The following is a 24,782-nucleotide window of genomic DNA, read 5'->3' on the forward strand; positions in this document are numbered from 1 at the left end:
AGGACGCCGAATGGGGGTATTGATATATGGCACTGACTTTCGGCACGCTGTTGAGTTCTCAAGGAGCGGACGCGCACAAAACCCGACCAATTGCTTGGCCCTCGTTCGAGGCGGCTTGTCCGACTGTACGCCGTGCACGGCTCGCTGTCACACCCGGGGGTCTGACCTCGCGGCTCCCGGCTCTTTCGACCCGGTCTCGCTCGGCGCAAAGAAGAAGTTACGTGCCGTCCAGGCCCTCGTCAAACCGCCGGAGGGCCTGAGCACCGTCCGAACGCCTCCCGAGGGCCATGGCGGCTGAGAAACCGCAGGTCAGCGCCGACACGGCTGTCCAGGATTGCGAGGCAGGTCACTCTGCGGAGGCCGGCGGGTGGGCCGGCCGGCCTCCGCGCACCGGCCTCAGAGCCCGAGCAGCGACTCGATCCCGACGGTCAAGCCAGGACGGCGGCCGATCTCCCGGACGGCGAGGAGGACACCGGGCATGAACGACGCCCGGTCGTAGGAGTCGTGCCGCAGGGTCAGCGTCTCCCCCGCTGCCCCCATGAGCACCTCCTGGTGGGCGACGAGCCCGGCGAGCCGGACCGCGTGCACGGGCACGCCCTCGATGTCGGCACCGCGCGCACCGGGCAGCGAGTCGGCCTCCCGGGTCGCGTCCGGCGCGGCCGGCACGCCCGCCGCCCGCCGGGCGGCCGCGACCAGCCGGGCCGTGCGGGCCGCGGTGCCCGAGGGGGCATCGACCTTGGCCGGGTGGTGCAGCTCGACGATCTCCACGGACGGGAAGAAGCGCGCCGCCTCCTGGGCGAAGCGCATGAGGAGCACGGCACCGATCCCGAAGTTCGGTGCGATGAGCACCCCGAGGTCCGGCTTGGGCTCCAGCCACTCGGCGATCGTGGCCAGCCGCTGCTCGTCGAAGCCCGTCGTCCCGACGACGCAGTGGATGTTCTGGTCGATGCAGAAGCGGATGTTGTCCATGACGGAGTCGGGCCGGGTGAAGTCGACGACCACCTGGGCGCCCGCGTCCGCCACGTTGAACAGCCAGTCGCGCTCGTCGACCATCGCCACGAGCTCGAGGTCCTCCGCGGCGTCGACCGCCCGGCACACCTCGGTGCCCATCCGGCCCCTGGCGCCGAGCACCCCCACCGAGACCAGCGGGGTCTCCCCGGTGGTGGAGGTCGGAGGCTGGACGTCGGGGGCCGGCGGGGTGCTCATCCCGCGATGCTCACCAACGCGGGCGCCGCACGCAAGGCGGCGCCCCACCCACCGGCAGGTCAGGTCGGACGCGCGGCCCGGTGCCGGGCGAGGGCTTCCCAGGCCAGGAGCCCGACGGCCACCCCGGCGACGTCGGCCGCGAGGTCGGCGACCGACGTCGACCGGTTCAGCACGGCCAGGGACTGGAGCAGTTCACTGGCCGCCGCGTAGAGCACCAGGAGGACGGCGAGCACCCACCGGCCGACACCGGCCCACCGGCCGCTGACCGCCAACCCGGCGAACAGCAGCCCGTGCACGACCTTGTCCACGCCCGGCGGGGCCGACGGCACGCCGGACGCCGGGGTGAACAGCACCGCCAGCGACACCAGCACGACGACGGCGAAGGTGCCGCGCGCCAGTGCACCGTGGTCGGCGAACCGCAGGGTCGGGCGGGAGCTCATCCGGCGACTCAGGCGGCGAGCAGCCGGTCGAGGTCGCGTTCCCGGTAGGGGCCGACGACGGCCAGGCAGGTCGGCCGGGTGAACAGGTCGGCGGCCACCGCACGCACCTGGTCCTCCTGCACCGCCTCCAGCCGGGCCAGCACCTCTCGCACCGGCAGGTACTCGCCGTAGGAGAGCTCGCTCTTGCCCAACCGGCTCATCCGCGAGCCGGTGTCCTCCAGCCCCAGCACCAGCCCGCCCTTGAGCTGGCCGCGTGCCCGGACGACCTCCTCGGTGGTCAGGCCGGTGGCCGCGACCTCCGCGAGCCCGGCGCGGATCAGCCGGAGCACCTCGGGCACGCGCTTGGGCGAGCAGCCGGCGTACACCGAGAAGCTCCCGGCACCGGCGTAGTGGGTCAGCGAGGACCCCACGCTGTAGACCAGGCCCCGCTTCTCCCGGATCTCCTGGAACAGCCGCGAGCTCATGCCGCCACCCACCGCGGCGTCCAGCACCGCGCCGGCGTACCGCCGCTCGTCCAGTCGGCCCATCCCCAGGCTGCCCAGCAGCAGGTGCGTCTGCTCGGTGCGCCGGTGGATCAGCCCGGTCGGCCGGGCTGGCTCGCCCAGGACGACGTCGGACCCCAGCCGCAACGGCTCCGGCCGCGCTCCCCCGCTCAACCGTCCACCGAAGGCCGCCGTGACGAGGTCGATGACCTGTTGGTGGTCGACTCGCCCGGCCGCCGAGACGACGATCGAGGGGACGGCGTAGCGGTCGCGGTACCAGCCGTCGACGTCGTCCCGGGTCAGGGACTCGATCGACTCCACGGTGCCGAGCACCGACCGGCCCAGCGGGGTGTCGCCGAACAGGGTCTCGGCGTACAGGTCGTGCACCGCGTCGGCGGGCTCGTCGTCGCGCATCGCGATCTCCTCGAGCACCACCGTGCGCTCGGACTCGAGGTCCGGGGCGGTGTTGAGGGCCTCGGTGACCAGGTCCCCGAGCAGGGTCACCGCGAGCGGGAGGTCGCTGGCGAGCACGTTCGCGTAGTAGCAGGTGTGCTCCTTGGCGGTGAAGGCGTTCATCTCACCACCGACGGCGTCCATCGCCGTGGCGATCTCCAGCGCCGTGCGGCTCCGGGTGCCCTTGAACAGCAGGTGCTCGAGGAAGTGCGAGGAGCCGCCCAGCTCCGGGCTCTCGTCCCGGGACCCGACGCCGACCCAGATGCCCAGGGTCGCCGACAGCACCCCGGGCATCGTCTCGGTGAGCACCCGCAGCCCGCCGGGCAGCTCGGTCCGCTCCACCCGGCCGCCGACCTCGTCGACGTCCAGCACCTGCGTGACACCGACCGGGGCCGGGACGGACGCCGCAGCGCCCGCCCCGGCCCCGGTCAGGTCGGTACTCGTGTTCACGCCTCCGCGGGAGCGGCGGTCTCGTCAGCCGGAGCTGCGTCACCGGCTGCGGCGGCGTCGCCCTCGACGACCGGCACCAGGCTGATCTTGCCGCGGGCGTCGATGTCGGTGATCTCGACCTGCAGCTTGTCGCCGACGTTCGCGACGTCCTCGACCTTGGCGATCCGCTTGCCGTTGCCCAGCTTGCTGATGTGGACCAGGCCGTCGCGGCCGGGCAGCAGCGAGACGAAGGCGCCGAAGGCCGTCGTCTTGACCACGGTGCCGAGGAACCGCTCGCCGACCTTGGGCAGCGTCGGGTTCGCGATGGCGTTGATCCGGTCGACCGCGGCCTGGGCCGAGGGGCCATCGGAGGCGCCGACGTAGATCGTGCCGTCGTCCTCGATGGTGATGTCGGCGCCGGTCTCGTCCTGGATCGCGTTGATCATCTGCCCCTTCGGGCCGATGACCGCGCCGATCTTGTCGACCGGGATGCGCACCGTGGTCACCCGCGGGGCGTAGGCGCTCATCTCGTCGGGGCCGTCGATCGCCTCGAGCATGACGTCGAGGATGTGCAGCCGGGCCGCGCGGGCCTGGGTCAGCGCACCGGCGAGGACGTCGGAGGGGATGCCGTCGAGCTTCGTGTCCAGCTGGAGGGCCGTCACGAAGTCCTTGGTGCCGGCGACCTTGAAGTCCATGTCACCGAAGGCGTCCTCGGCGCCGAGGATGTCGGTCAGCGCGACGTACTCGGTCTTGCCGTCGACCTCGTCGGAGACCAGGCCCATGGCGATGCCGGCGACCGCGGCCTTCAGCGGCACACCGGCGTTGAGCATGGCCAGCGTCGAGGCGCAGACCGAGCCCATCGAGGTGGAGCCGTTGGAGCCGAGGGCCTCGGAGACCTGTCGGATCGCGTAGGGGAACTCCTCGCGGTTCGGCAGCACCGGCAGCAGTGCCCGCTCGGCCAGCGCTCCGTGGCCGATCTCGCGGCGCTTGGGCGAGCCCACCCGGCCGGTCTCACCGGTGGAGTACGGCGGGAAGTTGTAGTTGTGCATGTAGCGCTTGCGGGTGATCGGGTTCAGCGTGTCCAGCTGCTGCTCCATGCGGAGCATGTTCAGCGTGGTGACGCCCATGATCTGGGTCTCGCCGCGCTCGAACAGCGCCGAGCCGTGCACCCGCGGGAGCACCTCGACCTCGGCCGACAGCGGCCGGATGTCGGTGAGCCCACGGCCGTCGATGCGGATCTTGTCGCGCAGGATGCGCTGCCGGACGACCTTCTTGGTCACGGCGCGGAAGGCTCCGGAGACCTCCTTCTCGCGGCCCTCGAACTGCCCGGCCAGGGCGGCCTTGACCTCGTCCTTGAGCGCGTCGGTGGCCTCCTCGCGCTCCTGCTTGCCGGCGATGGCCTGGGCCACGGCCAGCTTCTCGGCGGCGTGCGCCTCGACGGCGGCGTAGACGTCGTCCTGGTAGTCCAGGAAGCGGGGGAAGTGCGCCTCCGGCTTGGCGGCCTTCTCGGCCAGCGCGGACTGCGCCTGGCACAGCGCCTTGATGAACGGCTTCGCGGCCTCGAGGCCCTGGGCCACGACCTCCTCGGTCGGGGCGGTGGCGCCACCGGCGATGAGCTCGATGGTCTTCTCGGTGGCCTCGGCCTCGACCATCATGATCGCGACGTCGCCGTCGGGCAGGACCCGGCCGGCCACGACCATGTCGAAGACGGCGTCCTCGAGCTCGGCGTGGGTCGGGAAGCCGACCCACTGCCCGTTGATCAGCGCCACCCGGGTGCCACCGATCGGGCCGGAGAACGGCAGGCCGGAGAGCTGGGTGGAGGCCGACGCGGCGTTGATCGCGAGCACGTCGTAGACGTGGTCGGGGTCCAGGGACAGGACGGTGATGACGACCTGGACCTCGTTGCGCAGGCCCTTGGCGAAGGTCGGCCGCAGCGGGCGGTCGATCAGTCGGCAGGTGAGGATCGCGTCCTCGGAGGGGCGGCCCTCGCGGCGGAAGAACGAACCGGGGATCTTCCCGATCGAGTACATCCGCTCCTCGACGTCCACCGTGAGCGGGAAGAAGTCGAACTGCTCCTTGGGCTGGCGGCCGGCCGTGGTGGCCGACAGCAGCGTGGTGTCGCCCATGGTGGCGACGACGGAGCCGGCGGCCTGCTTGGCGAGGCGGCCGGTCTCGAAGGTGACGGTGCGGGAACCGAGGGCCCCGTTGTCGATCACCGCGGTGGCGGTGAACACGCCGTCCTCGGCGTCGAAGTCGGTGGGATCTGTGGTGGGTGCGGACATCGTGTCCTCTTCCTACGTCGCATACGGCGACGTCCTCTTCGCGGCGTCGCGCCGACGGCGTCCGGGGCGACCGGTCTTCGATCGAAGCCCTCGGGGGGCGCACTCGCGGGGTCCTGCACTCAGGCTCGCTGCGTCCCGGGGGCCACTACCGAGGACCGGCCCTCGCGGGGCGGCCGGCGTGGGGCCGGTGGTCCCGTGCGGCGGGTGCCGCACGAGTGAGGGGACCGTCCCGGTGTTGCCGGAGCGGTCCCCTCGGTCGTGCTAGCGGCGCAGGCCGAGCCGCTCGATGAGCGAGCGGTACCGGTTGATGTCGGTCTTGGCCAGGTAGTTCAGCAGCCGCCGGCGACGGCCGACCAGCAGGAGCAGGCCCCGCCGGCTGTGGTGGTCGTGCTTGTGCAGCTTGAGGTGCTCGGTCAGGTCGCTGATCCGTCGGGTCAGCATCGCGACCTGCACCTCGGGGGAACCCGTGTCGTTCTCGACCGTCGCGTACTCGGTCATGATCTGCTTCTTCGTCGCGCTCTCCAGCGCCATGGTGCCTCCAGGGCAGGTCACGTGTGGCCCCCGGTCTGTGTCACGGGGGCAGCATGCACACACGTCGGTCACCCGACGTCAGCACCGAGGTTACACGGCCGCACCAGGGCCAGGCCCGGAGTCGCCCGGTCACACCTCCAGGACGGCGCGGGTCCGCGCCACGTCCTCGCCCATGGCCACCAGCAGCTCCGGCACCCCGGCGAAGTTGAGCATCGGGCGCAGCCGCTCGACGAACTCGACGCCGACGTGCTCGCCGTACAGGTCGCCGTCGAAGTCGAGCAGGTGGGCCTCGACGGTGCGCCGGGCGCCGGCGAAGGTCGGGTTGCTGCCCACCGAGATCGCGGCCGGATGGGTGCTGCGGCTGACCCCGCGGTGGTCGCGCAGCACCAGCCGCCCGGCGTAGACCCCGTCGGCCGGGATCGCGGTGTGCGCCGGGCTCTCCACGTTGGCGGTCGGGTAGCCGAGTTCCCGCCCGCGACGGTCACCGCGGACGACGATCCCGTCGACCCGGTGCGGGCGGCCGAGCGCGAGGGCGGCCGACGCCATGTCCCCGGCGGCCACGCAGGCCCGGATGTAGGTGGAGGAGATGGTCACCTCGCCGTCGCCGGCCAGGTCGGGGGCCGAGCCGACGCTGGTCAGGTCGACCCCCTCGACGCTGAAGCCGAACCGCCGGCCCTCGGCGGCCAGTGTCTCGACGGTCCCGGCCGCCTTGTGCCCGTAGGTGAAGTTCCGCCCCACCACCACCTGGGCGGCGTGCAGGTGCTCGACCAGCACGGTGTGCGTGAACTCCCCCGGGGACAGCCGGCTGAACTCGGGCGTGAAGGGCAGCACGCACATGGCGTCCACACCCAGCTCGGCCACCAGTTCGGCCTTGCGGTCGGCCGAGGTCAGGATCGCCGGGTGGGAGCCGGGCCGCACCACCTCGGAGGGGTGCGGGTCGAAGGTGAGCAGCAGCGCCGGTCGTCCGACCGCGCGGGCCCGGGTGACCGCCGCACCGATCAGGTGCTGATGACCCCGGTGCACGCCGTCGTACATGCCGACGGTGACCACGGTGCGCCCCAGGTCCGGCGGGGTCGCGTCCAGGCCACGCCAGCGCAGCACGTCGTTCCCCTCCCCCGGTGTCGAGTGGTCGACGTGCTCAGGAGGCCACGGGCGCGACGCGGTGCAGCCAGCCGTGGGTGTCGGGGACCCGGCCGTGCTGGACGTCGAGCAGCCGCGCGCGCAGCTCCATGGTCAGCGGGCCGGGCTCGCCGTTGCCGACCGTGAAGTCGCCGGTGCGCCCCTTGACCTCACCGACCGGGGTGATGACCGCGGCCGTACCGCAGGCGAAGGTCTCGGTCACCGTGCCGTCGGCGACGCCGGCCCGCCACTCGTCGACGCTGAACTTCCGCTCGGTGACCGGGTGCCCGAGCTCGCGGGCCACGGTGATCAGCGACTCGCGGGTGATGCCGGGCAGCAGCGTGCCGGTGAGCTCAGGGGTGACGAGCTCGGCGTCGGCGCCGGAACCCAGGACGAAGAACAGGTTCATTCCGCCCATCTCCTCGACCCAGCGCTTCTCCACCGCGTCCAGCCAGACCACCTGGTCGCAGCCGGCAGCGATCGCCTGCTCCTGGGCCAGCAGGCTGGCCGCGTAGTTGCCGGCGCACTTGACGTCGCCGGTGCCGCCGGGGGCGGCCCGGATGTAGTCCTCGGAGAGGTAGACCGACACCGGCTGCACGCCGCGCGGGAAGTACGCCCCGGCCGGGCTGGCGATGACGAGGAACAGGTACTCGCTCGCCGGCCGGACCCCGAGGAACGGGTCGACGGCCATCATGTACGGGCGGAGGTAGAGGGTCTGGTCGGGGCCGGTGGGGACCCACTCGCGGTCGGCGTCGACCAGGGCGTCGACGGCGGTGAGGAAGGCGTCGTGCGGGACGGCCGGCATGGCCAGCCGGGCGGCGCTGCGGGCGAACCGGGCGGCGTTGGACTCCGGCCGGAAGGTCGCGACGCTGCCGTCGGGCTGGGCGTAGGCCTTGAGCCCCTCGAAGATCGACTGGGCGTAGTGCAGGCCGGCGGTGCTGGGGTCCAGCTGGAGCGGCCCGTACCCGGTCAGCCGGGCGTCGACCCAGCCCTCACCTGCGCGGTACCGGGCCACGACCATCGAGTCGGTGAAGTGGCGACCGAAGCCGGGGTCCGCCAGGACCGCGGCACGCTCGGCGGCGGACCGGCGCGGCACGTCCTCCACGACCAGCGGCACGCCCTCGGTGAAGACCCGGGGGGAGGTACGGCTGTCGGCGAGCGTGTCGGTCATGGCTCCCACCTGCTGGTGCTCGTGCTGGAGCGTGGTCCGGCGGTTGCCAGGCCCGCACGGTCACCCTAGCCCGGCTCCACGGGCCCACGGCACGTGCGGCGGGACGACCGCCCGCCCGTAGGTCGTGCGATCGGACGAACCGGCGGGCCCGGCCGTCGTCGCCGAGGCGGGCGACGACGGCGCGGGCCGGCGGCTCAGCTGCTCTTCGGGGCCGCGGACTCGACGACCTCGTAGCTCCACACGTGCTGCTGCGAGCGCTCGGCGGCCGGGGCCAGGGTGTCGCCCCCGCCGTCGTGCGCGCGGTCGAAGTCCTGGCTGGTCTGCCAGGCCTCGTAGGCCTCCTGGCTGCTCCACCGCGTGTAGACGAGGTAGGAGTCGGTGCCGGCGACCGGGCGCAGCAGCTCGAACCACTCGAACCCCGGGGTGGTCTCCACCGCACCGGCGCGGCCCTTGAACCGCTCCTCGAAACGGGCGCGCTTGTCCTCGGGCATGGTCACGACGTTGATCTTCACGACGCTCATGCACCGCATCCTGCCCAGCGACGACCGGCTCGACACGGCGGGTGCGACACCCGCGGCTGCTGGTCCCCGTCCACTCGCGCTGGAGGGCGCGGTCAACCCCGCGGCGGTGGGACGTAGACCCGGATCGGCGGACGCACTCCGGCAGGGGTCGTCCAGTCGGCCGACCGGCGGTCGACCAGCCGCCATCCCAGCCGCTCGTAGAGGCGCACGGCGCCGCTGGCCTCGACCACCTCGAGCACCACCTGCAGACCCCGGTCCTCGGCGCACGCCGTCACCGCGGCCAGCAGACCGGCGCCGAGGCCCTGCCCTCTCCCCCGCGGCGCGACGTACAGCCGGGAGACGACGCCCAGCCCGCCGGCCGGCACCCCGGTCCGTCGGCTCAGCACGTCGTCGACGACGCCGCCCACCAGACAGGCGTGCCCGACGACGACGCCGGCCACCTCGGCCACCCAGCAGGCGACGGTCCCGCTGGGCGTCAACCACGCTGTGGGGTCCGCCGGCCACCGCGCCGGGTACCCGTCGACGTCGTGCACCTCCCGCAGGGCGCGGACGCTGCCCGGGAGGTCGTGGTCCACCCGGCGCCGCACCAGCACCCGGACAGTCTGCCGAGCCGGTGGGCGAGACTGATGCGGTGATCGAGCAGCCGCGCACCGCCGACATCGGCTTCGCCCGGCTGGACCCCGACCGGGCGGCCCGGACCGGCACCCCCGAGGTGGTCTTCGCCGGCGGCAAGACCCCGGCCGAGACCGTGGGCTGCCTGGCCGGCCTGCTCGACGCCGGAGCCCCGCTCGCCTGGGCCACCCGGGTCGACGAACCCACCGCCGCGGCGGTGCTCGAGCGCTGGCCGGAGGCCCACGTCGACCCGGTGGGCCGGGTGGCCTGGGTGGGCACACCGGAACCGCCGGTCGGCCAGGTGCTGGTGTTGACCGCCGGGACGTCGGACGGCGCGGTCGCCGCCGAGGTCGCCGCCACCCTGGCCGCCAGCGGGGTGGGGTGCCGGCGGGTGGACGACGTCGGGGTGGCCGGCGTGCACCGGGTGCTGGCCGTGGCCCCGGACCTGGCCGCGGCCGACGCCGTCGTCGTGGTCGCCGGGATGGACGGCGCGCTGCCCAGCGTGGTCGCCGGGCTCACCGACCGGCTGGTGGTCGCCGTCCCCACCTCGGTCGGCTACGGCGCCGCCTTCGAGGGCCTGGCCGCGCTGCTCACCATGCTCACCGCCTGCGCGCCCGGCGTGCTGGTCGTCAACATCGACAACGGGTTCGGCGCCGGCGTCGCGGCCGCCCGGATCGTCCGCTCAGCTCACCGGTAGCGCACCGGGTCGGGCAGCAGCTCGTTCATCGCCCCCGACCGGAAGCCCCGCGGGTCCAGCTCCACCCGGGCGAACCCGGTGACCGCGGCCAGCAGCTCCGTGCCGACGACCGGCACCAGTGCGGCATCGACCTCCACCCGGGCCACGTCCTCGCCCATGTCCCGCACCCGCAGGTCCCGCGCCGGGTGCCCGGCCTCGGCCAGCGCGGCCCGCAACGCCGCCTCGGCCGCCTCCACCCGCGCCAGGCCCGCCGCCGACACCGGCACCCCGTAGGCGATCCGGCTGGCCAGGCATGCGGCGGCCGGCTTGTCGGCCAGCGGCAGGCCCCAGAGCCGGGCGGCCGCCCGGACGTCGTCCTTGGTCATGCCGGCCCTGGCCAGCGGCGCCCACGCGCCCCGTTCGGCAGCCGCCCGGATGCCGGGCCGGAAGCCCGCCCGCAGGTCATCGGCGTTCGTACCGGTGACCACGTCGGCGATCCCCAGCTCCGTGGCCAGCGGGGTGAGCACGTCGACCAGCTCGGTCTTGCAGAACGCACAGCGGTCACCGGCGTTGGCCACGTACCCCGGACGGGACAGCTCGTCGGTGCGAGGCTGCTCGTGCTGCACCCCCAGCGAGCTCGCGAACGCCCGTGCCGCCACCTGCTCCGCCGCCGGCAGGCTCGGGGAGACGGCCGTCGCAGCGACCACCCGTCCGGCGCCCAGTGCGCGCACCGCAGCGGCCAGCACGACACCGGAGTCGACGCCGCCGGAGAAGGCGACCAGCACCCCGGGGACGGCGGCGAGCTCGGCGTCCAGCAGGGCCAACCGGTGCTCGAGTGCGCTCATCCTCCGCAGGGTGTCATCCGGCTCAGCCCGGCGGGAAGCCGACCGCGACCCGGGCCACCGATCCGGCGTCCTCGACCAGCGCGACCAGCCGACCGTCGGGAGCGACCGCCGCGTGCAGCCCCGGGGTGCCGGTGGCCGGGACCCGCTGGCCGTACCCCAGGGCGACGGCCTCCTCCGCGGTGAGCTCCCGGGCGGGGAAGACCGCCCGGGAGGCGTCGGTCAGGCCCAGCACGCCCGGGCCGCTGCCCGGCCCGGCCAGCGCCTCGGCGGCCTCCTCGACCGGTCGGGCGTCGGCGGTGGCGAACGGCCCCGACGAGGTGCGGCGCAGGGCCGTGAGGTGGCCCCCGACCCCGAGGGCCGCGCCCACGTCCCGGGCGATCGCCCGGATGTAGGTGCCGGTGCTGCAGGAGACGGTCACGTCGACGTCGACCAGGTCGACGGTGGGACGACGGACGTCGTGGACGTCGATCCGGTGCACGGTCACCGACCGGGCCGCCAGCTCGAACTCCTCGCCGGCCCGCACCCGGTCGTAGGAGCGCTTGCCGTCGACCTTCACCGCGCTGACCGACGAGGGCACCTGCTGCAGCGGGCCGACCTGACCGGCCAGCGCGGCGTGGACGGCGTCCTCGGTGACCCCGGCGGCCGAGGCGGTGGCGGTCACGTCACCCTCACGGTCGTCGGTGACCGTGGTCTGGCCGAGCCGGATGGTGGCCTCGTACGTCTTGTCCGAGCCGGAGAGGTGGCCGAGCAGCCGGGTGGCCGCGCCCACGCCCAGCACCAGCAACCCGGTGGCCATCGGGTCCAGGGTGCCGGCGTGCCCGACCTTGCGCACCGACAGCACCCGCCGGGCGCGGGCGACGACGTCGTGGGAGGTCATGCCGCCGGCCTTGTCGACCAGCAGCAGGGACGGCGGGACGTCGGCGTCGGGCTTCTTCGGACTCACGGGGCCACGCTCTCACCCAGCCAGGCGCTGCCCCGCACCCGCCAGCTCACCGCGACCAGCCGCAGCACGATGAACAGGGTCAGGCCGGTCCACACCCCCGGCAGCCCCCAGTCCAGCCAGCCGGACAGCAGCGACAGCGGCACGAACCCCACCAGCGCTGCACCGACGGTGACGGTGCGCAGGTAGGCGACGTCCCCCGCGCCCATGAGCACCCCGTCCAGGGCGAAGACCAGCCCGGCCAGCGGCTGCATGAGCGCCAGGAACCACCACACGACGCCCGCCTCGGCGAGCACCGCCGGGTCGTCGGTGAACAACGGCGGCAGCACCGGGCGCAGGGCGAGCAGTGCGACGGCCACGAGGACGCCGGTGCCCAGGCCCCAGCCGACCACCCGGCTCGCGGTGGCGCGGGCCTCGGCCGGGCGGGCCGCGCCCAGCGCCGTGCCGACGAGGGTCTGCGCGGCGATGGCGTAGGCGTCGAGCACCAGGGCGAGGAACAGCCACAGCTGCAGGGCGATCTGGTGCGCCCCGAGCTCGGCGGTGCCCGACCGGGCCACCACCCCCGTGGCGGCGGCGAAGGCCAGTTGGAGGACGGCGGCGCGCAGCAGGAGGTCGCGCCCGAGCACCAGCTGGCCCCGCAGCGCGGCCGGCCGGGGCCGCAGGGAGGTCCCGGTCCCGGCCAGCTCACGGGTCAGCGCACGGACGAAGAGCGCGGCGGAGACGGCCTGGCCGACCACGTTGGCCACGGCGGAGCCGACCAGCCCCATCTCGGCGGTGTGCACCAGCAGCGGGCACAGCACCAGGCTGACCAGGCTGCCGGCCAGGACGTAGCCCATCGGCCGGCGCAGCTCCTGGACGCCACGCAGCCAGCCGTTGCCGGCCAGTGCGATCAGGAGCAGCGGGAGCCCCAGGCTGGCCACCCGCAGCCACTCCTCGGCGGCGTCGGCGACCGGCCCGTCCCCGCCGGCGAGCAGGCGGGTCAGCGGCCCGGCCGCGACCTGGAAGACGGCGGCCAGCCCCAGGCCCAGGGCCAGGGCCAGCCAGGTGGCCTGCACGCCCTCGGCGACCGCGCCGTCCCGGTCCCCGGCCCCGGCGCGCCGGGCCGCGCGGGCGGTCGTGCCGTACGCCAGGAAGTTGAGCAGCGCCGCCACGTAGGCCAGCAGACCGCCGCCGACGGCGAGACCGCCGAGGCTGACCGTGCCGAGGTTGCCGACCACCGCGGTGTCGACGAGCAGGTACAGCGGCTCGGCAGCCAGCACGACCAGTGCCGGCGCCGCCAACGACGGGACCGACCTGCTCAGCGGGCCAGCTCCTGCCGGAGCTGCGCGATCGTGCCCTCCCGGTCGGCGGTCGAGGTGTACCCGGCGGCTGCGCGGTGCCCACCGCCCCCGAGGGCCATCGCCACCCGGGCCAGGTCGGTGGCGCCGCGCGAGCGGAGGGAGACCGACCAGGCACCGTCGTCCTGACCCTTGAGGACGCAGGCCACGTCGGCCTCGGCGGTGGCACGGACGACGTCGACCAGGGCCTCGAGCTGGTCGGCGGCCAGGCCGTGGGTGCGCGCCTCCGCCGCCGTCGACCAGGTCCAGACCAGTCCTGCGCCGACCTCCCGGTCGAGCACGGCGCGCCCGGTGACGGCCGAGAGCAGCCCCAGCCAGCCGAAGGGCGCGGTGTCGAACAGCCGCTGGCTGATCGCCGCGTGGTCGATGCCGGTGCGCAGCAGCCGGGCAGCCAGCTCGTGGGTGCCCGGCGCGGTGTTGCCGAAGCGGAAGGAGCCGGTGTCGGCCGCCAACCCGGCGTACAGGCAGGTGGCCAGCCGCTCGTCGAGCTCGACGCCCAGGCCGTCCAGCAGGTCCGCGACGAGCACGACGGTCGCGGCGGCGCGTGCCTCGACCACCCGGATCTCGCCGAACCCGGGGTTGCTGGCGTGGTGGTCGACGACGACCGACCGCCGCGCGGTGGTCAGCAGGGCCGCCAGGTCACCCAGCCGACCGGGGGCGGCGGCGTCCAGGCTGACGAACACGTCGACGTCGGCCGGCACGGTCCGTGGTGGGACCAGCTGCTCGGCGCCGGGGAGCCAGCCCAGCGACGCCGGCAGCGTGAACGGCTCGGGGAAGGTGGCGACCACCCGGGCGCCGCAGCGTCGGAGCCCCTCGGCCAGCGCGAGGGTGCTGCCCAGAGCGTCGGCGTCGGGCTGGACGTGGCCGGAGAGCACGACCGTCTGCCCGGTGGCCGCCGCAGCGGCGAGCAGCTCCACGGCCGCGTCCGCGGGCGCGGAGACGGTGGTCATCGGTTCACGTGCCGTCCGGGCCGGCGTGCGGCGGCTGCTGCGGCTCGGGATCGGTGTTGCCGCCGCCCGGCGCGTAGTGCGTGCCGTCGTCCGGCTCGTCCTCGGCGATGCTGTCGGTCGTCCCGATGTCGCCGTGCTTGCCGCCGGCGGTGGGGTCGCCGGTGGCCGGCTCCTGCCGACCGCCGAACCCGGCTCCCTCCCGTTCTCCGGCCAGGTCGTCCGGGTCCGGGTCCACGGCGCCGGTCACGATGCGCTCCGCTCGGCGGCCGACGGGCGGCCGTCGGCGTAGCCGTCCGTGCGGCCGGCAGCAGCGTCGGCCGGCTCGTCGGCAGCGCCGTCGAGGTCGTCCCCGTCCTCGGTGTCCTCGTCCTCGTCGACCGCGGGCTTGCGGTACGGGTCCGCCTCGCCCGCGTACTGGGCGTTCTCCCGGGCGCGGGCCAGTTCGGCGTCGGCCTCCCGGACGCGGGCCAGCGCCTCCTCCAGCTCGCGGGCGGTGTCCGGGACGATGTCGGCCACGAAGGCCAGCGTGGGCACGAACTTGATCCCGGTCTGCTTGCCCACGGTGGAGCGGAGCACGCCGGTGGCGCTGGCGAGGGCCCGTGCGGAGTCCTCGATCTGCAGCGCGTCGCCGTAGACGGTGTAGAACACCGTCGCCTCGCGCAGGTCGCTGGTGACCCGCGCGTCGGTGATGGTGACCATCCCGAGGCGGGGGTCCTTGATCTGCATCTCGATCGTGGCGCTGACGATCTGACGGATGCGCACCGCCAGTCGGCGTGCCCGGGCCGGGTCGGCCATGACGGACCTCCATGTCGAGGGTGTGGTGGCCCCCTTGCCGGGCCCCGCCGCGAGCGTGCGAGTGGCGGGGGGCAGGGGGGTCATTGATCGGTGTCGCTGGACAACTGCCGGTGCGTCGACAGCAGCGTCACCTCGGGTCGCTCGGCCAGCAACCGCTCGCAGGCGTCCAGCACGTCGCCCACCTGGGCGGCTTCGCCGGCCACGGTGGCGACCCCGACCTGCACACGGCGGTGCAGGTCGGGGTCGCCGACCTCGGCGGCGGCCACGGAGTAGCGACGCCGCAGTTCGGCCACGATCGGCTTCACCACGGCACGCTTCTCCTTGAGCGAGTGCACGTCGCCCAACAGCAGGTCGGCGGTGAGCGTGCCCGTGAACACGCTCACCGCCTCTCTGCTGCTCAGTGACTCACTGCCCCGTCCCGAGGCTCACGCCGAGCCTGCGAGGCGTGAGGAGGACGGGGTCCTTCCGTTATGCGCGCGGCTTCTCGCGCAGCTCGAAGGTCTGGATGACGTCCTCGGGCTTGATGTCGTTGAACGACCCCAGCCCGACACCGCACTCGTAGCCCTCGCGGACCTCGGTCGCGTCGTCCTTGAAGCGACGCAGCGACTCGACGGTCAGGTTGTCCGCGACCACGGCGCCGTCCCGGATGAGACGGGCCTTGGAGTTGCGGACGATCGTGCCGCTGCGCACCAAGGAGCCGGCGACGTTGCCGATCTTCGGGACCCGGAAGACCTCGCGGACCTCCGCGGTGCCCAGCTGCACCTCTTCGTACTCGGGCTTGAGCATGCCCTTGAGCGCGGACTCGATCTCCTCGATGGCCTGGTAGATGACCGTGTAGTACCGGACGTCCACGCCTTCGCGGGCGGCGAGCTCGGTGGCCTGGCCCTCGGCCCGGACGTTGAAGCCCAGGACGATGACGTCGTCGGCCAGCGCCAGGTCGATGTCGCTCTTGGTGATCCCACCGACGCCGCGGTGGATGACCCGCAGCGTGAGGTCGTCGCTCACCTCGATCTTCATCAGCGCCTCTTCGAGCGCCTCGACGGTGCCCGAGTTGTCGCCCTTGATGATCAGGTTGAGCTGACGGGTCTCCTTGAGCGCCGCGTCGAGGTCCTCCAGGCTGATCCGCTTCCGCATGGACGCGTTCTGCGCGTTGCGGATGCGGGCCTGACGGCGATCGGCGATCTGCCGGGCGATCCGGTCCTCCTCGACGACGAGGAAGGTGTCACCGGCGCGCGGCACGGAGGTCAGGCCGACGACCTGGACCGGGCGGGCCGGCAGGGCCTCCTTGAGCTTGTTGCCGTGCTCGTCGAGCAGCGACCGGACGCGACCGTAGGCGTCGCCGGCCACGATCGAGTCACCCTGGCGCAGCGTGCCGCGCTGGACCAGCACCGTGGCGACGGGGCCACGGCCCTTGTCCAGCTTGCCCTCGATGACCACACCCTGGGGGTCCTGGCCCACGTTGGCGCGCAGGTCCAGGGAGGCGTCGGCGGTCAGCAGGATCGAGGTCAGCAGGTCGTCGAGGCCCTGACGGGTGGTCGCGGAGACGTCGACGAACATCGTGTCGCCGCCGTACTCCTCGGCCACCAGCCCGTACTCGGTGAGCTGCTGACGGATCTTGGCGGGGTTGGCCCCCTCCTTGTCAATCTTGTTGACCGCGACCACGATCGGCACCTCGGCGGCCTGGGCGTGGTTCAGCGCCTCGACCGTCTGCGGCATGACGCCGTCGTCGGCGGCCACGACCAGGACGACGATGTCGGTGACCTTCGCGCCACGGGCACGCATCGCGGTGAACGACTCGTGACCCGGGGTGTCGATGAAGGTGACCGGACGCTCGTTGCCCTCCAGCTCGGTGACGATCTGGTAGGCGCCGATGTGCTGGGTGATCCCACCGGCCTCCTTGCCCGCCACGTTCGCGTGCCGGAGTGCGTCCAGGAGCTTGGTCTTCCCGTGGTCGACGTGACCCATGACGGTGACGACCGGCGGGCGGATGCCCCAGTCGTCCTCGTCGTCGCTCTCCTCGTCACCGAAGGTGAGGTCGAAGGTGTCGAGGAGCTCGCGGTCCTCGTCCTCCGGGCTGACGACCTGGATGACCCAGCCGATCTCGGCACCCAGCAGCTGCAGGGTGTCGTCGTTGACCGACTGCGTCGCGGTGATCATCTCGCCCAGGTGGAACAGGGCGGTGACCAGCGCGGCCGGCTCGGCGTTGATGCGCTCGGCCAGGTCGGTCAGCGAGGCGCCACGCGGCAGCCGGACGGTCTGCCCGTTGCCACGGGGCAGCGAGACGCCACCCATGCTCGGCGCCGCCATGGAGTCGAACTCCTGACGCCGCTGCTTCTTGCTCTTGCGCCCACGGACCGGACCGCGACCACCCGGACGCCCGAAGGCACCCGCGGTGCCGGCACCGGAGCCACCGCGGCCACGACCACGGCCGCCGCCGCCGCCACCCGGACGGAAGCCACCGCCGGCCGGCGCGCCACCAGGACCACCGGGACCGCCGCCACCGGGACGGAAGCCACCGCCACCGCCGGGACCACCCGGACGGCCACGACCACCGGCGCCAGCGGGGCCGCCAGGACCACCGGCGCGACCGCCACCGGCCGGCCGCGGCGGCATCATGCCGGGGCTCGGACGCTGCGGCATCATGCCGGGGTTGGGACGCGGCCCACCAGGACCGGCGGCGGGACGGGGCCCGCCAGGACCCGACGACGGACGGGGACCGCCGGCGCCGGGAGCCGGACGCGGGCCACCGGGGCCGGGACGCGGCCCACCGGGACCGGCCTGCTGACCGGGAGCTCCGCCGGGTCGCGGACCGGCGGCAGCCGGACGCGGGGCGCTGCTGAAGGGGTTGTTGCCCGGCCGGGGGGCCGGACGGGGGCCGGGCCGGGGCCCGGGAGCGGCCGGGCGCGGGGCGCCCGGAGCGGATCCACCAGCGGCCGGGCCGCCGTCCGGCGCACCACCCGCGGGTCGCGGACCCGGAGCAGCCGGACGCGCGCCCGGCTGGGCCGGTGCGGCCGGAGGCTGCTGGGTCGGGGCGCTGGCGGCCGGCTGCTGCGGGGCAGGGGCCTCCACCACCGGCTGCTGCGGGGCCGGCCGGGGGCCGGGACGCGGGCCGGGAGCCGCCGGACGGGCCGGCGACGGAGCACCAGCCTGGGCAGCCGGGGCCTGAGCAGCCGGGGCCTCGGCAGCGGCCGGAGCCTCGGCAGCGGCCGGAGCCGGAGCAGCGGGAGCCGGGGCGGCAGGAGCCGACGCCACCGGCGCGGGCCGGGGGCCGGGACGCGGAGCGGGGCGGCCACCGGAGGCGCCGTTGCCGCCACCGGAGCTCGAGGCACCGTCGCCGGGGAAGGCCTCACGCAGCCGTCGGGCCACCGGGGCCTCGACGGTGGACGAGGCGGACTTCACGAACTCGCCCTGCTCCTTGAGCTTGGCGAGCACTGTCTTGCTGTCGATACCGAGCTCTTTCGCGAGCTCGTGTACGCGGGCCTTGCCTGGCACGGGTCTCCTCTGGTGAGGCCGGCGGCTGGCCCGCTCGACCTCTGTCTCAGTGGTGCATGGTCATCGTGGCGACTTCACGGGTTGCTCATCCGAGGTCGTCCTGCTCTCGACTGTGGACCGGCCGGGTGCCGGTCCGACTGGATCGCGCTCAGTACATGGTGCTCGGTTGGTGCAGGGTGCTCGGTGCGGTCCGTCCGGGGCACCACCCGGGCGGGTCAGGTGACCTGCCGGAGGACGTGGGCCTCGAGCGGGCCGGTCTCCAGCGGCGTGCTGCTGCGCAGCGCGCGCGGGAAGGCCCGGCGCCGGACTGCTGCCTGCAGGCACTCCGCGGTGGGGTGCAGGGACGCACCCCGGCCGGGGAGCCGTCGCCGCGGATCAGGGGTGAGCCCCCCGCCGCGGACGACGACACGCAACAGCTCGGTGACCGGAGCGCGTCGCCGGCACCCCACACAGGTGCGGACCGGCATCGACGAATCGGCCATCAGGGAGTCTAGCGCGCCGCGGGCCCGGGATGTTCCGCGCGCCGTACGGGGGGCCGGTGACCGCCCTGCGGACCGCGGGCACCGGGCCGGCCCGGCTGCACGCCCGCCCGCAACGGAGCCCGCCCGACACCCGGGGAGACCGGGGCGTCGCCGTCGGTGGGCTCGGCGTCACTGCGGATGTCGATGCGGCACCCGGTGAGCCGGGCGGCCAGGCGGGCGTTCTGCCCCTCCTTGCCGATCGCCAGCGACAACTGGTAGTCCGGCACGACCACCTGGACCGCCCGAGCGGCCGGGTCCACCACCCGTGCGCTGGTGACCCGCGCGGGCGACAGCGCAGAGGCGACGAAGCTGGCCTCGTCCTCGGACCAGTCGACGATGTCGATCTTCTCGCCGTGCAGGTCGCTCATCACGTTGCGGACCCGCTGGCCCATCGGGCCGATGCACGCACCCTTGGCGTTCAGCCCCGGGACGCGGGTGCGGACGGCGATCTTCGACCGGTGCCCGGCCTCGCGCGCCACGGCGACGATCTCCACGCTGCCGTCGGCGACCTCGGGCACCTCGAGCGCGAACAGCTTGCGGACCAGGTTGGGGTGGGTGCGCGACAACGTCACCTGCGGGCCGCGGAAGGTGCGGGCGACGGAGACGACGTAGGCCTTCAGCCGGCTGCCGTGCCGGTAGTCCTCACCGGGCACCTGCTCGGGGGCCGGCAGCGTGGCCTCCACCTTGCCGATGTCGACCAGCACCACGCCCTGGGTGTTGCGGCGTTCGTGCGCCTGCACGATGCCGCTGACGATGTCGCCCTCCTTGCCGGCGTACTCGCCGAAGGTCTGCTCGTGCTCGGCGTCGCGGAGCCGCTGGATGATCACCTGCTTGGCGGTGCTGGCGGCGATCCGGCCGAAGTCGGAGGGGGTGTCGTCCCACTCGTGCACGACCTCGCCGTCCGGCCCCAGCTCCTGGGCCAGGACGGCGACCTCGCCGCTCTTGCGGTCGACCTGCACGCGCACGTGCTTGGCCGCGCCGTCCGCGTGCCGGTAGGCGGTGACCAGCGCGCTCTCGATCGCCTGCAGCACCGTGTCCGCGGGGATGCCCTTCTCCCGCTCGACCGCCTTGAGAGCCGTCACGTCGATGTTCACTCGTTGCCTCCTCGTCGCGACCGGGGGTCCTGCGGCGCGCGGCGCGGGGCCGGTCGTCCGGTCCTCCCGCTCGCGTCGGTCGCGTCGGCCCCGGCCGGGTCCTGCTCGTGGTCGTGCTCGGTGCCCGCGGGCACCTCGTCGTCGGTCTCGTCGTCGTCCTGGTGCGCCTCGTCGTCCTGGTGCTCGTCGTCCTGCTCGTCGTCGTCGTGCTCGTCGTCGGTGCCGTCGCCGTGGTGGACCAGCGCGGCGTCGCGGTGCCCGGCCGGGCGGGTGAACTCCACCTGCACCCGCGCCTCGCCCAGCTCTGCCCAGGGCACGGTGCGCTCGCCGACGGCCTTGCGCACCTGGCCCTTCTTGGTGCCGCCCTTCTCCACGGCCAGCACGACCCCGTCGTCGTCGACCCGGAGGACCCGGCCGGTGAGCTGCTCCCGGCCGGACTCGGGGCCGACGGCGACGCCGACCAACCGGCCGACGTTGCGCCGCCAGTGCCGCGGCAGGGTCAGTGGGCGGTCGACCCCGGGGCTGGTGACCTCCAGGACGTAGGGCGAGCGACCCAGCGCCTCGTCCTGCGCGTCGAGCACCTCCGACAGCGCACGGCTGAGCTCGGCGACGTCGTCCAGGCTGACCCCGGCGTCCCGGTCGACCACGACCCGCACCACCGACCGCTGGCCGGCGGGGCGGACGACGAGCTCCTCCAGGTCGTACCCGGCGGCGGCGACCACGGGCTCGACCCAACCGGTCAGCTTGGCGGTCACCACGTCCGCGGTGCCTGCACCTCGCGTGGACACCGACTGCCTCCTGTTGTGTGGGAACCGCGACGTGCCCACCGGGTGGGACCCCGGTGGGCGGCCGGGCGGGCCCGACGGGCCACCGGCGTGCTGCGCGTGAACCGTCAGGCTACCGCCCGCACCGCCGGCACCACCGGTCCCACGAGCAGCGACCGGCGCTCCGGTGCGTTCGGCCAGGAGAGTCGCCCGGGACTGTCAGGATGGACGGCGATGTCCGGACTCCTCCCCGCTCCCCCGGCCGCCGGCACGTTCTCCCGACGCAGCCTGTTGATCGCCACCCTCGCCGGCACGGCGCTGGTGTCCACCGGCTGCACCGGCAGCCCCGGCGACGTGACCGACGCGGTCACCCCGGCTCAGGTCGACCGGCTCGCCGCCCAGGTCCGGGTGCAGGAGGAGGTGGTGGCCGGCTACGACCAGGCGTTGAGCAGCGCACCCGACCTGGCCGCGGCGCTGACCCCGCTCGCCGCGCAGGCGCGGGCACAGCTGGACCGGCTGCGCGCGGCCGCCCCCGGCGACACCGCGACGACCTCGGCGGCGACCAGCGGCGCCGCGGCACCGACCGATCCGGCGGAGGCACGCGTCTGGCTGCGGGGCGTCGTCGCCGCGGCCGCCACCGCGCACGCCGAGGCCTGCCCGGAGTTCACCGGAGGGCGGGCGGCGCTGCTCGGCAGCATCGCGGCCGGCCTGCGGGGCCAGGACGGACTGTTGGCATGAACACTGCTCCGCGACGGGAAGCCGGGAGACGGGACGACGATGGCTGACGGCACCAGCTCACCCTCGGGCTCGCCCACCGCGGCGGGGGACATGGCGGCAGAAGACGCCGCACTGCAGGACGCGCTGGCCGCGGTGCACGCGGCGATCTGGGGCTACGGCGTCGTCGGTGCGGCACTCCCCCCGGAGTCCCGGGACGCCGTGGTCGCGTGCGAGCTGGCGTACCTGGACCTCCGCGACCAGCTCGTCGCCCTGCTGAGCGCCCGGCAGGTCGAGCCGGTCGCCGACGAACCGGGGCACACGCTGCCCTTCCCCGTGCTCTCCCCGGTCGACGCCGCAGCACTCGCGGTCGTGCTGGAGGAGGGCGCGTCCGCGACGTGGACGTGGGTGCTGGACCGGGCGAGCGAGCGCAGCACCCGCGTGCTCGCCGTCGCCGCGCTGAGCGCCGCCGAGCTGCGGGCGGTCGACTGGCGCGCCCTGGCCGGCCGCACCCCACCGACCAGCGCCTTCCCCGGCCTGCCGCAGGCCTAGCCGCCCAGCGCGGCGAGGAAGGCGTCGGCGACCTCGACGGCGACGCTGCTGGACTGCCCTCCCTCGACCAGCACGGCGAACGCGACGTCGCCCTGGGGGCCCCCGAGCTGGTAGCCCATGAACCACCCGTGTGCGTCCAGCGGGGTGTTGGTGCCGTACTCCGCGGTGCCGGTCTTGCCGTACACCTCACCCCGGTCGGCCAGCCCGGTGGCCGTCCCGCCGAGGACCACCTGGCGCATCATCGGCCGCAGCGCGTCCAGGACGGCCGGGTCGGGTCCGGCGGGGGCTGCCCCGGCCGGCTCTCCCCCCACGACCTCCACGGGCACGGCCGGGGTGCCGCTGGCGATGCCGGCGGCCACCAGGGCCAGCTGGGCCGGGCTCATCAGCACCTGGCCCTGGCCGATCGCGTCGGCGGCCTCCGTCGTGCCGGTGCTCGCTGCGGGCACCTCTCCGCTGAAGACGTCGACCGGCAGCTGCCAGTCGGTGCCCACCCCGTAGGAGGCGGCCGCGGCGGCGAGCGCACCGTCGGGGAGGGTGAGCGCCTGCTGGATGAAGGTGGTGTTGCAGGACTGGGCGAACGCCTCGGTCATCGGCACCGTGCCGAGGTCGAACTGGTCCTCGTTCTCGAACTCCCGGCCCTCCACGACCGTCGTGGCCGGGCAGGGCACCTGCGTCTCCGGGGTGACCGTGCCGGCGGACAGCAGCGCCGTCGCCGTCATCGTCTTCATGCTCGAACCGGGCGGGAACTGCCCGGTCAGGGCGTTGACCGGGTTGGCCGCCTCGTTGGAGCTGACCGCCAGGAGCTCCCCGGTGCCAGGCCGCACCGCCACCAGGTGGGTGGCCAGCGGCTGGGTGGCCACGGCGGCGTCGGCGGCGTTCTGGACCGCCGGCAGCAGCGGGGTCTGGACCGGGGTGCCCGGCACGGGGTCGACGGTGCCGACGACCCGCCCGGTGTCCTCGAGGGCCTCGTCGGTGCTCACCACCCGCACGGTGAACCCGGGCGTGCCGGCCAGCTGCTCCTGGTGGGCCAGCTGCAGGCCGGACAGGCCCAGCCGGTCCCCGGCGGCGTAGCGCTGCTCGCCGTCGGCGTCGACGGTGTCCTCCAGCACCTCGGCGGTGGCGTCCCCGACCCGGCCCAGCAGGGCGAGCCCGAACCGGGACGTGGGGGCGAGCAACCGGGTGCTGGTCGGGAAGACCGCCCCGGGCAGGTCGTACACCTGCGCGCGGATCGCCTCGAAGTCCGGCCGGCGCAGGGTGATCACCGGGACGAACTGCCCGACCGGTGCCGCCTGCACGTCGGCGGTGATCTCCTCCGCGGAGATCCCGGTGGCAGCGGAGAGCCCGGCGGCCAGCGCCGGCAGGTCGGTGACCTGAGCGGTGTCCACCCCGACGTCCACCACCTCGGTCTCGGCGAACAGCGGTGCGCCGGTGCCGTCGGTGATCGGTGCGCGCTCCGGCAGCGACCGGGCGAGCTCGAGGTGCTGGCCGTCGGCCAGCTCCGGGTGGACGACGCCCGGCTCGGCGACGACCTCCCAGCTGTCCTCGCCCTCCTGCAGCTCCAGCGTTGCGTCGTAGGTCCAGTCCGGGGCCGCCGCGAGGTCCCAGGTGGCCTGCCAGGTGACGGTCGCCGCGCCGTCCTCGACCTGCACCTCGCCCAGCTCGGTGCTCAGGGTCGCGTCGGGCAGGTCGGCGGCGGTCTGCTCGAGCAGTGCCCCGGCCGCCGCGGGGTCGGTCGTGCGGTCGGCGGCTGCATCCGCCCGGCCCGCGGCCCAGTCGTCGAGGAAGGCCTGGGCGGCGGCGCGGACGTCGTCGGTGGAGTCGCCGGAGCACCCGCTCAGCAGCGGGGCGAGCACCAGCACCGCGGCGCCCCCGGCCGTCGTCACCCGGCGGGTGGCCCCGCTCCTGCTCCTGGACCCGTGTCGGCTGCGCACCCACCCACCCTGGCAGAAGTCCGCTGCCGATCCGGGACTCCTCGCCGCACCAGCCCCAGGACTCACAGGCCGTTCAGAACAAGATCGAGGCGAAGGTGCCGACCTGCTGGAAGCCGACCCGTTCGTAGGCGGCGCGGGCCGCACGGTTGTAGTCGTTGACGTAGAGACTGACCACCGGCGCGATCGCCGTGCGTGCGTACTCGACCACCGCCGCGGTGCCCCGCTGCCCGATGCCCTGCCCGCGGTGCTGCGGGGAGACCCAGACGCCCTGCACCTGGCAGGCGTCGCGGGAGACGGCGCCGACGTCGGCCTTGAAGAGCACCTCACCGCGCTCGATCCACGCCAGCGAGTGACCCGCGTGGACCATCTCCGCCACCCGGGCGCGGTAGCCGGCGCCGCCGTCGACGCGCAGCGGGCTGACCCCGACCTCCTCGGTGAACATGGCGACGGCGGCCGGCAGCAGGGTGTCCAGCTCCTCGGTCCGGACCGGGCGCACCCGCGGCTCGGCCGGCACCGACGCCGGCCCCGAGATGGCCAGCAGTGGCTGCTGGGCGCGCACCTCCCGTGCCGGGCCCCAGTACGGCGCCAGCAGCTCCCACAGCGGCAGCACCGCCGCCGCCGGGCCCACCACGGTCGAGCACCGTCGCCCGGCCCGCCGGGCCCGGTCGGCGAACGCGGTCGCCGCAGCCCGTTCGGCGCCCGGTCGGGCGAAGGGGATCAGGTTCGCGCCGGCCAGGCAGACGGCCTCCAGCCGGCGACCGGCGTACAGGCCCCACAGCGGCGCGCCCAGGGACGTCGTCGCGGTGCCGTGGGTCTCGACCCGCCCGGCGAGCATGCAGGCGCCGACCGGGTCGGTGGCCAGCAGCTCCCGGACGGCGCCCTCGTCCCCGGCGTCCAGGACCCGGGCGGGCGAGGAACGCAGCAC

At 74.5% G+C, this 24,782-nt stretch carries 25 protein-coding genes and 1 pseudogene; 3 read left to right on the forward strand and 23 right to left on the reverse strand.

Annotated elements, in window-relative coordinates; all coding sequences use genetic code 11:
- Positions 1-396: 396 nt before the first annotated feature.
- The 9 genes from dapB to O2W53_RS22130 form a co-directional block, all read right to left on the reverse strand.
- The gene (gene dapB / locus O2W53_RS22090; RefSeq protein ID WP_269165222.1) at positions 397-1,206 is read right to left on the reverse strand and encodes a 4-hydroxy-tetrahydrodipicolinate reductase; all 810 of its coding nucleotides are present in this window, start codon (positions 1,204-1,206) and stop codon (positions 397-399) included.
- A 59-nt stretch (positions 1,207-1,265) separates the two neighbouring features.
- Positions 1,266-1,646 carry a VanZ family protein gene (locus O2W53_RS22095; protein ID WP_269165223.1) on the reverse strand — a complete coding sequence of 127 codons (381 nt, stop codon included), beginning with the start codon at positions 1,644-1,646 and terminating at the stop codon, positions 1,266-1,268.
- 8 nt (positions 1,647-1,654) lie between these two features.
- The gene (locus tag O2W53_RS22100) at positions 1,655-3,031 is read right to left on the reverse strand and encodes a M16 family metallopeptidase (protein ID WP_269165224.1); all 1,377 of its coding nucleotides are present in this window, start codon (positions 3,029-3,031) and stop codon (positions 1,655-1,657) included.
- Positions 3,028-5,292: a polyribonucleotide nucleotidyltransferase gene (locus O2W53_RS22105; RefSeq protein ID WP_269165225.1), complete on the reverse strand. Its 2,265-nt coding sequence runs from the start codon at positions 5,290-5,292 to the stop codon at positions 3,028-3,030. The genes O2W53_RS22100 and O2W53_RS22105 overlap by 4 nt, the downstream gene beginning before the upstream one ends.
- A gap of 261 nt (positions 5,293-5,553) precedes the next feature.
- Complete coding sequence (rpsO, locus tag O2W53_RS22110; protein ID WP_091942961.1) at positions 5,554-5,823, reverse strand: 30S ribosomal protein S15; 270 nt, start codon at positions 5,821-5,823, stop codon at positions 5,554-5,556.
- A 129-nt stretch (positions 5,824-5,952) separates the two neighbouring features.
- The gene (locus O2W53_RS22115) at positions 5,953-6,924 is read right to left on the reverse strand and encodes a bifunctional riboflavin kinase/FAD synthetase (RefSeq protein WP_269165226.1); all 972 of its coding nucleotides are present in this window, start codon (positions 6,922-6,924) and stop codon (positions 5,953-5,955) included.
- Positions 6,925-6,961: 37 nt separating this feature from the next.
- A complete protein-coding gene (locus O2W53_RS22120; protein WP_197058485.1) occupies positions 6,962-8,113 on the reverse strand; it encodes a branched-chain amino acid aminotransferase in 1,152 nt (383 codons plus the stop codon).
- 194 nt (positions 8,114-8,307) lie between these two features.
- Positions 8,308-8,634, reverse strand: coding sequence for an antibiotic biosynthesis monooxygenase family protein (locus O2W53_RS22125; protein ID WP_269165227.1), 327 nt, complete (start codon positions 8,632-8,634; stop codon positions 8,308-8,310).
- Between the two features lie 92 nt (positions 8,635-8,726).
- Positions 8,727-9,227: a GNAT family N-acetyltransferase gene (locus O2W53_RS22130; protein ID WP_269165228.1), complete on the reverse strand. Its 501-nt coding sequence runs from the start codon at positions 9,225-9,227 to the stop codon at positions 8,727-8,729.
- Between the two features lie 38 nt (positions 9,228-9,265).
- On the opposite strand from O2W53_RS22130, the gene larB reads away from it, so the two are divergent.
- The gene (larB, locus tag O2W53_RS22135; RefSeq protein WP_269165229.1) at positions 9,266-9,943 is read left to right on the forward strand and encodes a nickel pincer cofactor biosynthesis protein LarB; all 678 of its coding nucleotides are present in this window, start codon (positions 9,266-9,268) and stop codon (positions 9,941-9,943) included.
- On the opposite strand, the gene larE is transcribed toward larB, so the two are convergent.
- The 12 genes and pseudogenes from larE to rimP all read right to left on the reverse strand — a co-directional run bounded on the left by larE (position 9,934) and on the right by rimP (position 20,684).
- Positions 9,934-10,767, reverse strand: a complete 834-nt coding sequence (larE, locus tag O2W53_RS22140; RefSeq protein WP_269165230.1) for an ATP-dependent sacrificial sulfur transferase LarE — start codon at positions 10,765-10,767, stop codon at positions 9,934-9,936. The two genes, larB and larE, sit on opposite strands and share 10 nt — an antisense overlap.
- Before the next feature lie 22 nt (positions 10,768-10,789).
- Positions 10,790-11,710, reverse strand: coding sequence for a tRNA pseudouridine(55) synthase TruB (gene truB / locus O2W53_RS22145; RefSeq protein WP_269165231.1), 921 nt, complete (start codon positions 11,708-11,710; stop codon positions 10,790-10,792).
- Entirely contained in the window at positions 11,707-12,987 is a 1,281-nt protein-coding gene (locus O2W53_RS22150) for an MATE family efflux transporter (protein ID WP_269165232.1), read from the reverse strand. Before O2W53_RS22150 ends, truB begins: the two co-directional genes overlap by 4 nt.
- A gap of 17 nt (positions 12,988-13,004) precedes the next feature.
- The gene (locus tag O2W53_RS22155) at positions 13,005-13,994 is read right to left on the reverse strand and encodes a DHH family phosphoesterase (protein WP_269165233.1); all 990 of its coding nucleotides are present in this window, start codon (positions 13,992-13,994) and stop codon (positions 13,005-13,007) included.
- Positions 13,995-13,998: 4 nt separating this feature from the next.
- Positions 13,999-14,241, reverse strand: coding sequence for a hypothetical protein (locus tag O2W53_RS22160; RefSeq protein WP_269165234.1), 243 nt, complete (start codon positions 14,239-14,241; stop codon positions 13,999-14,001).
- Complete coding sequence (gene rbfA / locus O2W53_RS22165) at positions 14,238-14,789, reverse strand: 30S ribosome-binding factor RbfA (protein WP_269165235.1); 552 nt, start codon at positions 14,787-14,789, stop codon at positions 14,238-14,240. Before rbfA ends, O2W53_RS22160 begins: the two co-directional genes overlap by 4 nt.
- A gap of 80 nt (positions 14,790-14,869) precedes the next feature.
- Entirely contained in the window at positions 14,870-15,172 is a 303-nt protein-coding gene (locus O2W53_RS22170; protein ID WP_269165236.1) for a DUF503 domain-containing protein, read from the reverse strand.
- Positions 15,173-15,257: 85 nt separating this feature from the next.
- Positions 15,258-17,096 carry a translation initiation factor IF-2 gene (infB, locus tag O2W53_RS22175; protein WP_269165347.1) on the reverse strand — a complete coding sequence of 613 codons (1,839 nt, stop codon included), beginning with the start codon at positions 17,094-17,096 and terminating at the stop codon, positions 15,258-15,260.
- A gap of 1,044 nt (positions 17,097-18,140) precedes the next feature.
- Positions 18,141-18,281, reverse strand: a pseudogene (locus tag O2W53_RS22180) (translation initiation factor IF-2 N-terminal domain-containing protein); the annotation flags it as partial.
- Positions 18,282-18,496: 215 nt separating this feature from the next.
- The gene (locus O2W53_RS22185) at positions 18,497-18,763 is read right to left on the reverse strand and encodes a YlxR family protein (RefSeq protein WP_164701072.1); all 267 of its coding nucleotides are present in this window, start codon (positions 18,761-18,763) and stop codon (positions 18,497-18,499) included.
- A gap of 8 nt (positions 18,764-18,771) precedes the next feature.
- Positions 18,772-19,896, reverse strand: coding sequence for a transcription termination factor NusA (gene nusA, locus O2W53_RS22190; protein ID WP_269165237.1), 1,125 nt, complete (start codon positions 19,894-19,896; stop codon positions 18,772-18,774).
- A complete protein-coding gene (gene rimP / locus O2W53_RS22195) occupies positions 19,893-20,684 on the reverse strand; it encodes a ribosome maturation factor RimP (protein ID WP_269165238.1) in 792 nt (263 codons plus the stop codon). The genes nusA and rimP overlap by 4 nt, the downstream gene beginning before the upstream one ends.
- A 210-nt stretch (positions 20,685-20,894) precedes the next feature.
- On the opposite strand from rimP, the gene O2W53_RS22200 reads away from it, so the two are divergent.
- Positions 20,895-21,398: a hypothetical protein gene (locus O2W53_RS22200; RefSeq protein ID WP_269165239.1), complete on the forward strand. Its 504-nt coding sequence runs from the start codon at positions 20,895-20,897 to the stop codon at positions 21,396-21,398.
- Positions 21,399-21,437: 39 nt separating this feature from the next.
- The gene (locus O2W53_RS22205; RefSeq protein ID WP_269165240.1) at positions 21,438-21,926 is read left to right on the forward strand and encodes a ferritin-like domain-containing protein; all 489 of its coding nucleotides are present in this window, start codon (positions 21,438-21,440) and stop codon (positions 21,924-21,926) included.
- On the opposite strand, the gene O2W53_RS22210 is transcribed toward O2W53_RS22205, so the two are convergent.
- Together O2W53_RS22210 and O2W53_RS22215 are read right to left on the reverse strand one after the other, a co-directional pair.
- Entirely contained in the window at positions 21,923-23,857 is a 1,935-nt protein-coding gene (locus O2W53_RS22210; protein WP_269165241.1) for a penicillin-binding transpeptidase domain-containing protein, read from the reverse strand. The two genes, O2W53_RS22205 and O2W53_RS22210, sit on opposite strands and share 4 nt — an antisense overlap.
- A gap of 73 nt (positions 23,858-23,930) precedes the next feature.
- The gene (locus O2W53_RS22215) at positions 23,931-24,782 is read right to left on the reverse strand and encodes a GNAT family N-acetyltransferase (protein ID WP_269165242.1); all 852 of its coding nucleotides are present in this window, start codon (positions 24,780-24,782) and stop codon (positions 23,931-23,933) included.

It is taken from the genome of Modestobacter sp. VKM Ac-2978 (genome assembly GCF_026968025.1).
In the GTDB taxonomy this organism is placed as follows: Bacteria; Actinomycetota; Actinomycetes; order Mycobacteriales; family Geodermatophilaceae; genus Modestobacter.

Bases quoted from the DNA above. Each gene is read 5' to 3' on its own strand.
- O2W53_RS22185 (WP_164701072.1), bottom strand. From the start codon at position 18,763: ATGGCCGATTCGTCGATGCCGGTCCGCACCTGTGTGGGGTGCCGGCGA.
- O2W53_RS22105 (WP_269165225.1), bottom strand. From the start codon at position 5,292: ATGTCCGCACCCACCACAGATCCCACCGACTTCGACGCCGAGGACGGC.
- O2W53_RS22200 (WP_269165239.1), top strand. From the start codon at position 20,895: ATGTCCGGACTCCTCCCCGCTCCCCCGGCCGCCGGCACGTTCTCCCGA.
- O2W53_RS22155 (WP_269165233.1), bottom strand. From the start codon at position 13,994: ATGACCACCGTCTCCGCGCCCGCGGACGCGGCCGTGGAGCTGCTCGCC.
- dapB (WP_269165222.1), bottom strand. From the start codon at position 1,206: ATGAGCACCCCGCCGGCCCCCGACGTCCAGCCTCCGACCTCCACCACC.
- O2W53_RS22120 (WP_197058485.1), bottom strand. From the start codon at position 8,113: ATGACCGACACGCTCGCCGACAGCCGTACCTCCCCCCGGGTCTTCACC.
- infB (WP_269165347.1), bottom strand. From the start codon at position 17,096: ATGGCGGCGCCGAGCATGGGTGGCGTCTCGCTGCCCCGTGGCAACGGG.
- larE (WP_269165230.1), bottom strand. From the start codon at position 10,767: ATGAGCGCACTCGAGCACCGGTTGGCCCTGCTGGACGCCGAGCTCGCC.
- rbfA (WP_269165235.1), bottom strand. From the start codon at position 14,789: ATGGCCGACCCGGCCCGGGCACGCCGACTGGCGGTGCGCATCCGTCAG.
- rpsO (WP_091942961.1), bottom strand. From the start codon at position 5,823: ATGGCGCTGGAGAGCGCGACGAAGAAGCAGATCATGACCGAGTACGCG.
- O2W53_RS22125 (WP_269165227.1), bottom strand. From the start codon at position 8,634: ATGAGCGTCGTGAAGATCAACGTCGTGACCATGCCCGAGGACAAGCGC.
- O2W53_RS22205 (WP_269165240.1), top strand. From the start codon at position 21,438: ATGGCTGACGGCACCAGCTCACCCTCGGGCTCGCCCACCGCGGCGGGG.
- O2W53_RS22095 (WP_269165223.1), bottom strand. From the start codon at position 1,646: ATGAGCTCCCGCCCGACCCTGCGGTTCGCCGACCACGGTGCACTGGCG.